Source organism: Citrobacter sp. Cu233, from assembly GCF_030332225.1.
GTDB lineage: Bacteria > Pseudomonadota > Gammaproteobacteria > Enterobacterales > Enterobacteriaceae > Citrobacter.
On sequence record NZ_JAOWIF010000040.1, the window covers coordinates 171,728 to 185,730 of the forward strand.

General features: G+C 50.6%; 15 protein-coding genes. 9 read left to right on the top strand and 6 right to left on the bottom strand.

The window, feature by feature from the left end:
- Positions 1-174 precede the first annotated feature (174 nt).
- The 6 genes from msrP to OGX95_RS17185 all read left to right on the top strand — a co-directional run bounded on the left by msrP (position 175) and on the right by OGX95_RS17185 (position 4,950).
- A complete protein-coding gene (gene msrP / locus OGX95_RS17165; protein ID WP_286630321.1) occupies positions 175-1,179 on the top strand; it encodes a protein-methionine-sulfoxide reductase catalytic subunit MsrP in 1,005 nt (334 codons plus the stop codon).
- Positions 1,180-1,806 (top strand): protein-methionine-sulfoxide reductase heme-binding subunit MsrQ, encoded by a 627-nt coding sequence (gene msrQ / locus OGX95_RS17170; RefSeq protein WP_286630322.1) that lies wholly within the window; start codon positions 1,180-1,182, stop codon positions 1,804-1,806.
- Between the two features lie 46 nt (positions 1,807-1,852).
- Positions 1,853-3,340 carry a carboxypeptidase M32 gene (locus OGX95_RS17175; RefSeq protein WP_286630323.1) on the top strand — a complete coding sequence of 496 codons (1,488 nt, stop codon included), beginning with the start codon at positions 1,853-1,855 and terminating at the stop codon, positions 3,338-3,340.
- A 137-nt stretch (positions 3,341-3,477) separates the two neighbouring features.
- Positions 3,478-3,858 (top strand): acid resistance repetitive basic protein Asr, encoded by a 381-nt coding sequence (gene asr, locus OGX95_RS17180; protein ID WP_271455396.1) that lies wholly within the window; start codon positions 3,478-3,480, stop codon positions 3,856-3,858.
- A gap of 86 nt (positions 3,859-3,944) precedes the next feature.
- Positions 3,945-4,028 (top strand): small membrane protein YdgU, encoded by an 84-nt coding sequence (gene ydgU / locus OGX95_RS23040; RefSeq protein ID WP_049259791.1) that lies wholly within the window; start codon positions 3,945-3,947, stop codon positions 4,026-4,028.
- A 100-nt stretch (positions 4,029-4,128) separates the two neighbouring features.
- The gene (locus tag OGX95_RS17185; protein WP_286630324.1) at positions 4,129-4,950 is read left to right on the top strand and encodes a trypsin-like serine peptidase; all 822 of its coding nucleotides are present in this window, start codon (positions 4,129-4,131) and stop codon (positions 4,948-4,950) included.
- A 34-nt stretch (positions 4,951-4,984) separates the two neighbouring features.
- Here the strand turns inward: OGX95_RS17185 and mdtI are convergent, their stop codons facing one another.
- From mdtI to OGX95_RS23045, 3 genes are all read right to left on the bottom strand, one after another.
- Complete coding sequence (gene mdtI, locus OGX95_RS17190; RefSeq protein WP_040233868.1) at positions 4,985-5,314, bottom strand: multidrug/spermidine efflux SMR transporter subunit MdtI; 330 nt, start codon at positions 5,312-5,314, stop codon at positions 4,985-4,987.
- The gene (gene mdtJ / locus OGX95_RS17195) at positions 5,301-5,663 is read right to left on the bottom strand and encodes a multidrug/spermidine efflux SMR transporter subunit MdtJ (RefSeq protein ID WP_286630325.1); all 363 of its coding nucleotides are present in this window, start codon (positions 5,661-5,663) and stop codon (positions 5,301-5,303) included. The genes mdtI and mdtJ overlap by 14 nt, the downstream gene beginning before the upstream one ends.
- A gap of 110 nt (positions 5,664-5,773) precedes the next feature.
- Complete coding sequence (locus OGX95_RS23045) at positions 5,774-5,944, bottom strand: protein YdgV (RefSeq protein WP_086523670.1); 171 nt, start codon at positions 5,942-5,944, stop codon at positions 5,774-5,776.
- 131 nt (positions 5,945-6,075) lie between these two features.
- Here OGX95_RS23045 and OGX95_RS17200 point away from each other — a divergent pair, with 131 nt between their 5' ends.
- Positions 6,076-7,110, top strand: a complete 1,035-nt coding sequence (locus OGX95_RS17200; protein WP_286630326.1) for an AI-2E family transporter — start codon at positions 6,076-6,078, stop codon at positions 7,108-7,110.
- A 31-nt stretch (positions 7,111-7,141) separates the two neighbouring features.
- On the opposite strand, the gene OGX95_RS17205 is transcribed toward OGX95_RS17200, so the two are convergent.
- Entirely contained in the window at positions 7,142-8,338 is a 1,197-nt protein-coding gene (locus OGX95_RS17205; RefSeq protein ID WP_286630327.1) for a multidrug effflux MFS transporter, read from the bottom strand.
- A 262-nt stretch (positions 8,339-8,600) separates the two neighbouring features.
- Here OGX95_RS17205 and OGX95_RS17210 point away from each other — a divergent pair, with 262 nt between their 5' ends.
- A complete protein-coding gene (locus OGX95_RS17210; protein WP_286630328.1) occupies positions 8,601-9,452 on the top strand; it encodes an aldo/keto reductase in 852 nt (283 codons plus the stop codon).
- A gap of 45 nt (positions 9,453-9,497) precedes the next feature.
- On the opposite strand, the gene pntB is transcribed toward OGX95_RS17210, so the two are convergent.
- Together pntB and pntA are read right to left on the bottom strand one after the other, a co-directional pair.
- Positions 9,498-10,886 (bottom strand): Re/Si-specific NAD(P)(+) transhydrogenase subunit beta, encoded by a 1,389-nt coding sequence (gene pntB, locus OGX95_RS17215; RefSeq protein WP_286630329.1) that lies wholly within the window; start codon positions 10,884-10,886, stop codon positions 9,498-9,500.
- 10 nt (positions 10,887-10,896) lie between these two features.
- On the bottom strand, positions 10,897-12,426 hold the full coding sequence (gene pntA / locus OGX95_RS17220; protein ID WP_286630330.1) for a Re/Si-specific NAD(P)(+) transhydrogenase subunit alpha: 1,530 nt from the start codon (positions 12,424-12,426) through the stop codon (positions 10,897-10,899).
- Positions 12,427-12,951: 525 nt separating this feature from the next.
- Between pntA and ydgH the strand changes: the two genes are divergently transcribed.
- On the top strand, positions 12,952-13,896 hold the full coding sequence (gene ydgH, locus OGX95_RS17225) for a DUF1471 family protein YdgH (RefSeq protein WP_005121175.1): 945 nt from the start codon (positions 12,952-12,954) through the stop codon (positions 13,894-13,896).
- Positions 13,897-14,003 lie beyond the last annotated feature (107 nt).

The window sequence follows — 14,003 nt, forward strand, 5'->3', positions numbered from 1 at the left end:
CTCGTCGTGCTGAAAGCTTACCTCAGGCAAGGGGCGGAAGTTATCACAAAATTTTTAACTTTTCGTGAGGATCCAGGGATACGCAGGCGCGCAGTATGTTGTTATCGACACGTCAGGCATCAACAGGGAAACGCCGCTTTGTTTTCCCTAACATGAAAATAAAAAGGAAACGTTATGCAGAAAAAACGTCCACTTCGGGAAGCTGATGTTACAGCCGAGTCAGTATTTTTTATGCAACGACGACAGATCCTCAAAGCCCTTGGGATAGGCGCGGCGGCGGCGTCGTTGCCTGCCCCGACACAGGCCAGTTTGTTGAATTGGTTTAAAGGCAACGATCGTCCGCCTGCACCGGCGGGCAAAACGCTCGAGTTCATAAAGCCTGAGCGCTGGCAAAACAATCTGTCCCTGACGCCGGAAGATAAGGTGACGGGCTACAACAATTTCTATGAATTTGGTCTGGATAAAGCCGATCCAGCCGCCAATGGCGGTAGCCTGAAAACCGATCCCTGGACGTTGACCATCAGCGGTGAGGTGAACAAACCTTTAACGTTGGATCATGATGCGCTGACCACGCGTTTTCCATTAGAAGAGCGTATTTACCGGATGCGTTGCGTTGAGGCCTGGTCGATGGTTATACCGTGGGTGGGTTTTCCTTTGCATAAATTATTAGCTCTGGTTGAGCCAACCAGTCACGCCAAATACGTCGCCTTTGAAACTCGCTACGCCCCTGATGAAATGCCCGGCCAGAAAGATCGCTTCATTGGCGGAGGGTTGAAATATCCCTATGTTGAAGGTCTGCGTTTGGATGAGGCTATGCACCCGCTAACACTGCTAACCGTGGGCGTGTATGGCAAAGCTTTGCCACCGCAAAACGGGGCGCCGATACGCCTGACCGTCCCCTGGAAGTACGGCTTCAAGGGCATTAAATCGATAGTCAGTATTAAGCTGACGCGCGAGCAGCCGCCGACGACCTGGAATATGTCAGCGCCGAACGAATACGGTTTTTACGCCAATGTAAATCCACAGGTCGATCACCCTCGTTGGTCTCAGGCCACGGAGCGTTTTATCGGTTCGGGTGGCATTCTTGATGTACAGCGACAGCCCACGTTGCCTTTTAATGGTTATGCCGATGAGGTGGCTTCTTTATATCAGGGCATGGATTTACGGGAGTATTTTTAAGTGAGGCTAACCGCAAAACAGATAACCAGCCTGAAAGGGTTGCTGCATCTCGCCGGTTTTTTACCCCTGCTATGGCTCTTCTGGGCCGCACAGCATGGTGGGTTAGGTGCCGATCCGGGAAAAGATATCCAGCACTTTACAGGCATTACCGCGCTGAAGTTTTTGCTGGCTACCCTGCTGATATCGCCGCTTGCGCGCTATGCAAAGCAGCCTTTGTTGTTTCGCACCCGGCGGTTGTTAGGTTTATGGTGTTTTGCATGGGCCACGCTGCATTTGACCAGCTATGCGTTGCTGGAGCTGGGTATACAAAATCCAGGATTGTTAGGACGTGAACTGGTTTCGCGCCCATGGCTAACGCTGGGCATGACGGGTTGGGCTATCTTACTCCTGCTGACGCTGACCTCCACACAAGTCGCGCAACGTAAAATGGGCAAACGCTGGCAAACGTTGCACAACTACGTCTATCTGGCCGCTATTTTGCTACCGCTGCATTACCTGTGGTCGGTAAAAGTGTTATCACCGCTCCCCATTATCTACGCCATTTGTTTTGTCGTGCTGCTGGCTTTTCGCTATAAAAAGCTGTTACGGAAAACCAGTTATAAAGGTGTGTTTATGAAAAGTGAATGAATCACGATAAACTTCTCACTACACCTAAGCAGAACGAGAACAAAAAATGAGTAACAATGATAATTACCATCAACTCACCCGCACGTTCCAGCGCCTCTCTCGCTTCTCTCACCTCTCGGCAATCGCCAGTTGGGACATGTTTACCATGATGCCGCCTGGCGGTAGCAAAGCCCGGGGTGAAGCGCTGGCCGAACTGAGCGTGCTTGAACATCAACTGTTAACCGATGCCAATGTGGCAAAGTGGATCGCCGCCGCACAGCAGGAAGACCTGAACGATGTCGAGCAGGCCAATCTGCGCGAAATGTCACGGCTACATCATCAAGCGTCCTTGCTACCCGAATCACTGGTAGAAGCGAAATCACTGGCGGGCAGTCGTTGCGAACATGCCTGGCGCAGCCAACGCCCGGCCAATGACTGGGAAGGGTTTGCTGAAAACCTGAAAGAGGTGGTTAAGTACAGCCGCGAAGAAGCCCAACTGCGTGCAGAAGCGAAAGGATGTTCGCCCTACGACGCATTGCTGGATGTCTTTGAACCAGAGATGACCAGCGCCCGGCTGGATATTCTCTTTGCCGATATCAAAAGCTGGCTACCCGAATTGCTCAATAAGGTGGTAGCCAAACAATCACAACAATCGCTTATCGCCCCCACCGGCCCCTTCCCGACTGCAGTTCAGCGTGAGCTGGGCCTTGAAACCATGGCGCAGTTAGGTTTTGATTTTACCGCAGGACGGCTGGACATCAGTGCACATCCGTTCTGTGGCGGCGTACCAGAAGATGTTCGGATTACCACCCGCTATGATGAAAACGAACTGCTCAGCGCGTTATTTGGCGTCATTCATGAGACAGGTCATGCGCGTTATGAGCAAAATCTGCCGCGTAACTGGTCAGGACAACCTATTGCCCTGGCACGATCGACCGCCATCCATGAGTCTCAGAGCCTGTTCTTTGAAATGCAATTAGGCCGTAGTCCGGCGTTTCTGAAACGGTTAATTCCCGCAGTAACACGGCATTTTGGCGATCAACCCGCCTTTGAGGAAAGCAATTTCATCGCCTGGAACCAGCAGGTCAAACCGGGCTTTATCCGCGTTGACGCTGACGAGGTTAGCTATCCTGCTCACGTGATCCTGCGTTATGAAATCGAGCGCGCGTTGATTAACGGCGACATTGAGGTCGATGATATTCCTGCCTTGTGGAATGAAAAAATGCAGGCCTGGTTAGGGCTCTCTACGATCGGGAACTATCGTAATGGATGTATGCAGGATATCCACTGGACCGATGGCGGTTTTGGTTACTTCCCTTCGTACACATTGGGGGCGATGTATGCAGCACAGCTTTTCAGTGCGGCTAACCGCGCATTGCCAGACTTAAACCACGCCATTGCGCAAGGAAACTTCAGCGCCTTGTTTGACTGGTTGCGCCAGAATATCTGGCAACATGGCAGTCGTTTCACGACCGAGCAGCTCATTACCCAGGCAACCGGAGAACCGCTGAGCAGCCGCTATTTCCGCGCCCATCTGGAAGCCCGCTATCTGTAATCATATACCGTGAGTCATTGTACAAACGGTTACACGTCGAAACCAATGACTCACGGAAGCCCAGAGATTACAGCGATATAGTTATTTCAACGGCCCCGCAGTGGGGTTGAATGAAAAACCAAATCGAGGGTATGAGAATGAAAAAAGTATTAGCTCTGGTTGTTGCCGCTGCTATGGGTCTGTCTTCCGCTGCATTTGCTGCTGAAACAACTGCTACTACCGCTCCGACTGCTGCTGCGACCACGAAAGCCGCACCGGCAAAAACCACTCATCATAAAAAACAACACAAAGCAGCTCCGCAGAAAGCACAGGCTGCCAAAAAGCACGCTAAAAAATCCGCAGCTAAACCGGCTGTAGAACAAAAAGCGCCAGAGCAGAAAGCTCAGGCTGCGAAGAAACACACCAAAAAAGCAGCAACCAAACCAGCCGCAGAGCAGAAAGCTCAGGCCGCTAAAAAACACACCAAAAAAGCAGTAAAACACGAAACCGCTAAACCCGCTGCTCAACCGGCTGCATAAAACATCTGTAGTAACCATGGCGTCCCCCATGCCATAGCATACGGCGCTAAATCAGTCTGATTTAGCGCCGCCTTTCGGAGGGTAAAATGGTGTCACATTACCGCTTTGAGTTCATTCTTATTACCCTGATAATTTGCGCGCTTATCGCCATGCATTTTTATCTTTCCTGAGTGTAGTTATCTGATTTTACTCCCACTTTCCCGCCGTCCCGTCTATAGTATTAACTGAGGGTTTGCTGTTAATAATCATAATTCCCCACCAGAGTGTGATATGCATAAAACCATTGCGGTATTACTGGGTTCAATTTGTCTATTTCCTGTCGTTGCACATGCGGAGCAACCTGCAACGACCATTGCTGAAGCCGATAACATAAAAACGCTGTTTTTTGGTCATGACGATCGTGTGAGGGTGACTGACCCAACGCAATCACCGTGGGACGCTATCGGGCAACTGGAAACCGCCAGCGGCAACCTGTGTACGGCTACGCTCATTTCACCTCACCTGGCCCTGACCGCCGGGCACTGCTTACTCACCCCACCGAAAGGCAAGCCGGATAAAGCCGTCGCGCTTCGTTTTGTATCGAAAAAGGGTATCTGGCGCTATGAAATCCACGGCATTGAAGGTCGGGTTGATCCCTCTCTCGGCAAGCGTCTAAAAGCAGATGGTGACGGCTGGATTGTCCCCCCTTCTGCGGCACCGTGGGATTTTGGTCTGGTGGTGTTACGTTATCCCCCCTCCGGGATCGCGCCGCTACCGTTATTTGACGGTGATAAAGCCGCGTTAACCGCTGCGCTAAAAGCAGCTGACCGTAAAGTGACTCAGTCGGGGTACCCGGAAGATCACCTGGATGACCTGTACACGCATCAGGATTGCGTGGTAACTGGCTGGGCGCAAAATACAGTCTTGTCGCATCAGTGCGATACGCTCCCTGGCGACAGCGGCTCCCCATTGATGTTAAAGACAGATTCAGGCTGGCAATTGATTGGTGTGCAAAGCTCCGCTCCAGCAGCAAAAGATCGCTGGCGGGCAGATAATCGCGCCATTTCTGTGACGGGTTTTCGCGATAAACTCGAAGCACTGGCGAAAGGATGACACATGCTGCCCACGTTTGCGGGCAGCACGAAGATTAGGCAAGTTTGATCATTATCATTCCAGCCAGAAGCAGTGCGACGCCAATCCAGCCTTTGTTATTCAGGCGCTGACCAAAAAGCACCCATCCTGCGGCTAACGTTGCGGCGATCCCGAATCCTCCCCACAGCGCGTAGGCGACAGAAAGGTCGATCCCTTTTACCGCCTGGGACAGCGCACTAAAGGCCGCTAACACCGCCACCAGCGACAACACGCCATAAGCCTTACGGCGGAAACCATCGGAAAATTTTAAGAAGACGTTAGCGACGATTTCAAGAACGATGGCCATTCCAAGCCAGGCGCCGTGAACCCACTCAAACTGCTGCATGGATCACCTCCCTCCTCGCTTTTGCCGGCTTGCGTGTACCCGATTTGATCAACACAATGCCTAACACCAGCGAGACCAGTCCAGCAACTTTCATCGTGGATAAGGTTTCGTCGAATAACAGCACGCTAAACAGCGTAATAAATAAAATTCCGATACCTTCCCATAAGGCATAGGCCACACCAAGGGCGATTTTTTTAACGGCAAAACTAAGAAAAATATACGATAAGGCGATCATTACCAGCATTAAAATAAAGCCCGCATTACCATGGCCTACACTTGCCCATTTCATTGACAGCGTACCGGTAATTTCAGCCACGATGGCCAGACCTAATAATATCCAGTAAAACATGATGCTTCTCCTGCTTGAGAATATAGTCCTTTGGGCCTACTGCACGCAGTAAACCAAAAAATAGAATCAGATAGCTCAGCGCATAACGCCAGCTCAGGCAGAAGAAGGGACTAAAGCGCGTTGCGCCAGTGTTGCTCACCCGCAAGCAAGAAAGTGGAAGAGGTACGAAGAAGTGTAGGTAAACGCAAAAACATCCTGAACGTATTGTCCATAATATTACAATTATCCGCAGTGTTGCTTCTCATCATCGCGGATGATAATTGTCCTCGGTAGTTAAACACAGATGATTTGTATCATAGCTTCAATGCGAACTCAAAATCTTTTCACTTCTTTACCCGGCTCGTTTGATTTTTGTTATAACGGCTCGAGGCAGATCACATTATTATATTGATAAAAAAATTCAGGGATTCACATGGCAAAACCGATCATCACGCTTAACGGCCTAAAAATAGTTATTATGCTTGGCATGTTAGTTATCATTCTAACCGGTATCCGATTTGCTGCCGATATCATCGTACCGTTTATTCTGGCGTTATTTATCGCCGTCGTACTCAATCCTGTAGTACAACGCATGGCTAAGCTCCGCATACCGCGTGTATTCGCCGTATCATTGCTGGTTGTTATTATTGTCATGCTAATGGTGCTGCTTCTGGCTTATTTAGGTACATCCTTAAATGAGCTTGCGCGTACACTACCGCAATATCGTTCGTCATTGGTTATCCCACTGAAAAATATCGAACCGTGGCTACAACGTGCGGGGATCGGTGTTTCCGTAGACGAGTTGGTGAAATATGTCGATCCAAACGCTGCGATGACGTTGGTCACCAATTTATTGACGCAACTCTCTAATGCGATGTCCTCGATATTCCTATTGTTGCTGACCGTGGTTTTTATGCTGCTGGAAGTACCGCAACTCCCCAGCAAACTTAAACAAATGATGAGCCGGCCGCTTGAAGGAATGGCCGCGATCCAACGCGCTATCGACAGTGTCTCACACTATCTGGTACTAAAAACCGCCATCAGTATCGTCACCGGTCTGGTCGCCTGGGGCATGCTTGCCGCACTGGATGTCCGCTTCGCGTTTGTCTGGGGACTACTGGCCTTTGCCCTGAACTATATTCCTAACATCGGTTCGGTGCTGGCAGCAATTCCCCCTATTGCTCAGGTACTGGTATTCAGTGGTTTTTACGACGCATTGCTCGTGCTGGCAGGTTATCTTGTGATTAACCTGGTATTCGGCAATATCCTCGAACCCCGCATCATGGGGCGTGGGCTGGGACTTTCTACGCTGGTGGTATTCCTGTCGCTGATTTTTTGGGGCTGGCTGCTCGGCCCCGTTGGAATGCTGCTTTCAGTACCGCTGACCATCATCGTAAAGATTGCCCTTGAGCAAACAAATGGTGGTCAAAGCATTGCCGTCCTGCTGAGCGATCTTAACAAAGAATAAGTGTATGCCCCGCTATCGCGGGGCTGTTCAACTACTGTTTGACACGGAATACCAGTGCGGCGCTCATCAGTGTGAATAGCGCAATAATCCATGCCATGGTCCAGGGGGTGCCGTCACTCAATCTCGCCAGCAGTAAAGACGAGATGATGCCACTGCCATACTGTAATGAGCCAATCAGCGCCGAAGCTGAACCGGCGATATTGGGGGCCGCATCCAGCGCGGCGGCCGTCGACGTTGCTGCAATGATCCCATTCATCGAAAACAACAGAAACACAGTGATGATAATGGCAATAACCCCCCCTATTTCCAGCTTAACCAACAGTGCCAATGCAACAGCAGCCAGTGCCGCCAACATCGTCGCGTACTTCAGCAACTGTTCTAACGCATGCCGTTGCACCAGCCGGCGGTTGACCGCACTCATCGCCATAACGCCGACAATATTTAACGCAAATAACCAGCCGTAATGCTGCGGATCGACATGATAATAGCGAATGTAAACAAATGGCGAACCGGTAATAAACGCATACGCACCCACGTAATAAAAGGTCAGACTCAGGGTGTAGCGCATAAATCGACCATTGGTTAATAGCACGCGGTAATGATGAAATGCGCCTGCCAGTGAGGCTTTTACACGTCTTTCTTCAGGTAGTGTTTCAGGCAACCACAGCAAAGAGATAAACATCAGCACACCAATGACGACCAGTAACCAAAAAATAGAGTGCCAGGTGCTCAGTCGAATAATTTGCCCGCCAATCAATGGCCCTGCGATGGGGGCAATCGCCATAACCAGTACCAGGGTTGACAACATTTGTGCCGCACGAGTACGAGCAAAGAGATCACGAATCATGGCACGCGCCAGCATCGGTCCGGTACAGGCCCCCAGCGCCTGAAAGACCCGCCAGAAAACAATTTGCGTAATATCCGTAGACAGCGCACACCCCGCTGAGCCGATGATAAACAGCACCATGCCGATGAACAGCGGTTTACGTCTGCCCAGATGATCGCTGATCGGTCCCCAGATCAACTGCGCAATAGCAAACCCCACCAAAAAACCGGTAACAGTAAGCTCCACATTACCGTTTAAATCCCCTGCCATAGTCGGCATCGCCGGGAGGTAGATATCTGTTGAAAGTGAAGTAAAGGCCATCAAACCGCTGAGGATAAGAATAAAAGAGAAACCGGTGTGGCTTGCAGTAGCAACCGGCGAGCGCTGTTTACATATACGCATAGCGTCCTGATATCTTAGGAAAAGTCAGGTGGCAGTATATACAGGGTGAATGGCCGTGATTAGATAGCGAAAGAAGCATAAGTTTATGAGTGTCAATCATGAATAACACCCTTTTCGCACCAAACATATGTGACAATCTTCGCATATTATCCTGCTAAAAATGAATTTAGCTCATAGGTCTATGCCGATTTAACCGACTAATGGTGTGAACAGATATTTGCTAATCTGCTGCCAATGCAAAAATGATGTTCAGGAGCGTTCCATGAATACAACCGTCTTAAATAACGGTGTTGAGATGCCTCTGCTCGGTTTCGGCGTATACCAAATGACCGAAGCAAACGAGTGTGAGCAAGCCGTGCGGGATGCCATCGAAACAGGATATCGCCTGATCGATACCGCCGCCTCCTATCTGAATGAAACTCAGGTCGGCAATGCGCTGAAACAAAGCGGCGTACCCCGCGATGAACTCTTCATCACAACCAAGCTGTGGTTACAGGATACCAGCTACGCTGGCGCGAAAGCTCAGTTTGCGCGTTCGTTGCAGCGTCTTCAGCTTGACTACCTTGACCTGTATTTAATCCACCAGCCCTATGGCGACGTACACGGTGCCTGGCGTGCTATAGAGGAACTCTACGAAGAAGGGAAAATTCGTGCGATTGGCGTCAGCAATTTTCACCCGGACCGTCTGGCAGATTTGATGGCCTTCAACCGCATCATCCCGGCGGTGAACCAGATAGAGGTGAATCCCTTCCACCAGCAACCGCATGCCGTAGCCTGGATGCAGAGCCGCAATATTCAACCACAGGCCTGGGCGCCATTCGCCGAGGGACGCAATGACCTGTTTCAAAATCCGACACTGACCGCGATTGGTGAGAAGTACGGGAAAAGCGTCGGTCAGGTGGTGCTGCGTTGGATTTATCAACGCGGAATTATTTCTCTGGCGAAAACCGTGCGTGAAGCGCGTATGGCAGAGAATATTCAGATACTGGATTTTACCCTAACGGCTGAAGAAATGACGCAAATCGCCGCCATGGACGCCGGGGTCAGTGCATTTTTCTCGCATCGCGATCCCGCTCGCGTGGAATGGTTAACCCAGCGTAAACTGGATGTGTAACAAAAAAACGGCCTCCGCAGAGGCCGTCTTACTTTTAAGCACGCATTACAACGCTTTTAGAATCGCATCCACGCTGGCTTTGGCATCGCCAAACAGCATATGGGTGTTTTCTTTAAAGAACAGCGGGTTCTGCACGCCTGCATAGCCGGTGTTCATTGAACGTTTGAACACGATAACATTCTGCGCTTTCCACACTTCCAGTACTGGCATTCCGGCAATCGGGCTGCGCGGATCGTCTTGCGCTGCCGGGTTTACCGTATCATTCGCGCCAATCACCAGCACGGTATCGGTGTCGGCGAAATCATCGTTGATCTCATCCATTTCCAACACGATGTCATACGGCACTTTGGCTTCCGCCAGCAGCACGTTCATATGACCAGGCAAGCGCCCTGCTACCGGGTGAATACCAAAGCGAACTTTGATACCACGGGCGCGCAGTTTCTCAGTAATTTCTGCCACCGGATACTGCGCCTGCGCCACCGCCATACCGTAGCCTGGGGTGATAATCACGGAATGCGAATTTTTCAGCATTTCAGCGGTATCTTCGGCATTAATCTCACGATGTTCACCTGCTTCTTCGGTATCACCGGTTGAGGAGCCGTCAGTGCCAAATCCCCCCGCAATAACGCTGATGAAAGAGCGGTTCATTGCCTTACACATAATGTAAGACAGGATCGCACCCGAGGAACCGACCAGCGCCCCCGTAACGATCAGCAGATCGTTGCTCAGCATAAAGCCTGCCGCTGCTGCCGCCCATCCTGAATAGGAGTTCAGCATAGAGACGACGACCGGCATATCGGCCCCACCGATGGATGCTACCAGGTGCCAGCCAAACGCCAGTGCGATAATAGTCATCACCAGCAGCGCCAGGACCTGCAGGCCCACGCTCTCGGTACGAACAAACACGACCAGCAGCAGGAAAGAGACCACCAGCGCCGCCAGGTTCAACTTGTGGCGATTCGGCAGCATCAGCGGCTTCGATGAGATCTTGCCGCGCAGTTTACCAAACGCCACGACAGAACCGGTGAAGGTTACTGCACCGATAAAGATGCCGAGGAACACTTCTGTCAGGTGAATGTTCACCAGGATCGGTTCCAGACCGGTATCGTGATACAGATAGCTGTTGAAACCAACCAGTACGGCTGCCAGACCGACGAAGCTGTGCAGAATCGCCACCAGCTCCGGCATCTCGGTCATCTCGACTCTTTTCGCCAGACGAATACCAATTGCACCACCGATAATCATTGCGACCAGAATCCAGGCGACGTTACCGGTATCCGGGCCAAAAATCGTGGCAATCAGCGCAATCGCCATCCCGGCGATACCATAGTTGTTACCCTGTTGAGACGTTTCGTGTTTGGAAAGCCCCGCCAGACTAAAAATAAACAGGATTGCGGCAACAATGTATGCAGCTGTAACTAATCCTCCAGACATATGTTACCCCTTAGTTTTTCCGGAACATTTTCAGCATGCGCTGAGTCACGGTGAAGCCACCGAAAATATTAATGCTGGCAATAAGCACCGCGATAAAACTCAGGAAACTCACCCAGCCGCCCTGGCCAATTTGTAATAATGCCCCCACGACGATGATCCCGGAGATAGCGTTAGTCACGGACATCAGCGGGGTATGCAACGCATGCGAGACATTCCACACCACGTAGTAACCCACCACGCAGGAAAGTGCGAACACCGTAAAGTGTCCGAGGAACTCTTTTGGCGCGACATCGGCTAGCCAGCCAAACAGAATCACCACCAGAGCCATCAGGGCATATTTACGCCATGGAGACGCAGGTTTTTTCTCTTCCTGTGGTGCAGGTGCAGCTTTAGGCGCCGCTTGTGGCTGAGCAGAAACCTGGATTGGTGGTGCAGGCCACGTAATTTCACCATCGCGAACCACTGTCACGCCGCGCACCACCACATCGTCAAAATCAACGGTGATGTTGCCGTCTTTCTCTTTGCACAAGAGTTTCAGCAGGTTGACAAGGTTGGTGCCATACAATTGTGAAGACTGCGTCGGCAAACGACCCGGTAAATCGGTATAGCCGATAACCTTGACGCCGTTCTCGGTGGTGGTCACCTGATTGGCAACGGTATACTCGCAGTTACCTCCGTTTTGCGCGGCGAGATCGACAATGACACTGCCGGACTTCATCGAATCAACCATCTCTCGCGTGATCAGTTTCGGCGCGGGTTTCCCCGGGATCAGCGCGGTGGTAACGATGATGTCGACGTCTTTTGCCTGAGCGGCGAACAGCGCCATCTCCGCTTTAATAAACGCTTCGGACATCACTTTGGCGTAGCCATCACCGCTGCCCGCTTCTTCTTTAAAGTCCAGTTCGAGGAACTCAGCGCCCATACTTTGAACTTGTTCTTTTACTTCCGGGCGAGTGTCAAAAGCGCGAACAATTGCCCCGAGGCTGTTTGCTGCACCGATAGCGGCCAATCCCGCCACTCCCGCACCGATCACCATCACCTTGGCAGGTGGAACTTTACCCGCCGCGGTAATTTGTCCGGTAAAGAACCGTCCGAACTCATGTGCAGCTTCAACAATTGCACGATACCCTGCAATGTTGGCCATCGAGCTTAAGGCATCCAGTGACTGCGCACGCGAAATACGTGGCACTGAATCCATGGCCATGACCGTCACATTTCTCTCAGCGAGTTTTTGCAGTAGCTCAGGGTTCTGCGCAGGCCAGAGAAAGCTCACCAGCGTTGTACCCGGATTAAGCAACGGAATCTCAAACGCTTCTGGCGCATTGACCTTCAGGATAATCTCTGACTGCCAGACCGCATTCCCGTCAACAATTTCTGCGCCTGCTTGCACAAACGCCTTATCGTCAAAACTAGCCAGTTGACCTGCGCCGCTTTCAACCGCGACGCTAAAACCCAGCTTCAGCAGCTGCTCAACCGTTTTCGGTGTGGCTGCAACACGGGTTTCATTGGTTAACCGTTCTTTTGGTATGCCAATTCGCATAATGTTCCCTTCCATCTGTATTTTTGATGATGGTTTATCAATGTTCGCAAGAGGCATGCGCACACTCCCGAGAGAGCTCAGTGTTACCTCAATAAAATAAAACAGTAACAAACTCTGTATAACCTACTGAAAATGACGCCTGTGATCTAGCGCCAAAAAACAGTATTTATTATGAAATTTGCAAAACAGGAATGAATTCACTCGCAAGCAGGGATAATGCCCTTTAAATAGCCCGCAAAGGCTGATAATTCGCTCAAGCGAAGCGGCAAAACATGATTAAGCGCCACCGTAGAACAATTAATTAACATTAAATTAACTTATGAAATTCAACCGCTTTATCAGTTTTAGCCGCCAAACGCCGAATTTTTAGACATATCACTAAATGTTATCGATGTTGTTAGCATGGGTGGCACGATGAGTGAAAAATCACGCAGACACTGACACAATTTAAATGCAATAATCAGCCACGTTTCTAGTCAATAACAATACCAGTACCTGGTTTGCGCAAGGCGAAGGATTATTTTTATGAAGCTTAAGAACACTCTCCTGGCGTCCGCTCTTCTTTCTGCGACTGCTTTTTCTGTAAATGCAGCGACAGAATTGACGCCGGAGCAAGCAGCTGCCCTGAAACCCTATGACCGCATTGTGGTTACCGGTCGTTTTAATGCTATCGGTGATGCGGTAGACGCTGTATCCCGTCGTGCAGATAAAGACGGTGCAGCCTCCTTTTATGTTGTTGATACCTCAGATTTTGGCAGTGGCGGTAACTGGCGTGTTGTCGCCGATATCTATAAAGCCGACGCTGAAAAAGCAGAAGTCACCAAAAATCGCGTCATCAACGGCGTTATGGAATTACCGAAAGACCAGGCCGTTCTGATTGAACCTTTCGATACCGTTACGGTTCAGGGTTTCTACCGCAGCCAGCCTGAAGTCAATGATGCCATCACCAAAGTGGCGAAAGAAAAAGGGGCTTACTCTTTCTATATTGTACGCCAGGTTGATGCCAACCAGGGGGGTAACCAACGTATTACCGCATTCATCTACAAAGAAGATGCGAAAAAACGTGTTGTTCAAAGCCCTGATGCGATCCCGGCTGATTCTGATGCCGGACGTGCCGCGTTAGCAGCAGGTGGCGAAGCCGCGAAGAAAGTTGAAATTCCTGGCGTGGCAACAACCGCGTCTCCGAGTGCCGAAGTGGGTCGTTTCTTCGAAACGCAGTCAACTAAAGGCGGACGTTACACTGTCACCCTGCCTGACGGTACTAAAGTTGAAGAGCTGAACAAAGCTACCGCCGCGATGATGGTGCCATTCGACAGCATCAAGTTCACCGGTAACTATGGCAACATGACCGAAGTATCTTACCAGGTTGCTAAACGTGCAGCGAAAAAAGGGGCTAAGTACTACCACATCACCCGCCAGTGGTCGGAACGTGGTAACAACATGACCATCAGCGCCGACCTGTATAAGTAACAGACAATAGTAATAATAAAAGGCGGCTTTATGCCGCCTTTAGCATTTTTAGTCACAAATCTGCCTATCCCCATTGCATGCGCTGTCTTCTCTCCGTAAAATCCCGC

Coding starts and splice junctions, on each gene's coding strand:
- msrP (WP_286630321.1), top strand. CDS start 175: ATGCAGAAAAAACGTCCACTTCGGGAAGCTGATGTTACAGCCGAGTCA.
- OGX95_RS17175 (WP_286630323.1), top strand. CDS start 1,853: ATGAGTAACAATGATAATTACCATCAACTCACCCGCACGTTCCAGCGC.
- asr (WP_271455396.1), top strand. CDS start 3,478: ATGAAAAAAGTATTAGCTCTGGTTGTTGCCGCTGCTATGGGTCTGTCT.
- ydgU (WP_049259791.1), top strand. CDS start 3,945: ATGGTGTCACATTACCGCTTTGAGTTCATTCTTATTACCCTGATAATT.
- OGX95_RS17185 (WP_286630324.1), top strand. CDS start 4,129: ATGCATAAAACCATTGCGGTATTACTGGGTTCAATTTGTCTATTTCCT.
- mdtI (WP_040233868.1), bottom strand. CDS start 5,314: ATGCAGCAGTTTGAGTGGGTTCACGGCGCCTGGCTTGGAATGGCCATC.
- mdtJ (WP_286630325.1), bottom strand. CDS start 5,663: ATGTTTTACTGGATATTATTAGGTCTGGCCATCGTGGCTGAAATTACC.
- OGX95_RS17200 (WP_286630326.1), top strand. CDS start 6,076: ATGGCAAAACCGATCATCACGCTTAACGGCCTAAAAATAGTTATTATG.
- OGX95_RS17205 (WP_286630327.1), bottom strand. CDS start 8,338: ATGCGTATATGTAAACAGCGCTCGCCGGTTGCTACTGCAAGCCACACC.
- OGX95_RS17210 (WP_286630328.1), top strand. CDS start 8,601: ATGAATACAACCGTCTTAAATAACGGTGTTGAGATGCCTCTGCTCGGT.
- pntB (WP_286630329.1), bottom strand. CDS start 10,886: ATGTCTGGAGGATTAGTTACAGCTGCATACATTGTTGCCGCAATCCTG.
- pntA (WP_286630330.1), bottom strand. CDS start 12,426: ATGCGAATTGGCATACCAAAAGAACGGTTAACCAATGAAACCCGTGTT.
- ydgH (WP_005121175.1), top strand. CDS start 12,952: ATGAAGCTTAAGAACACTCTCCTGGCGTCCGCTCTTCTTTCTGCGACT.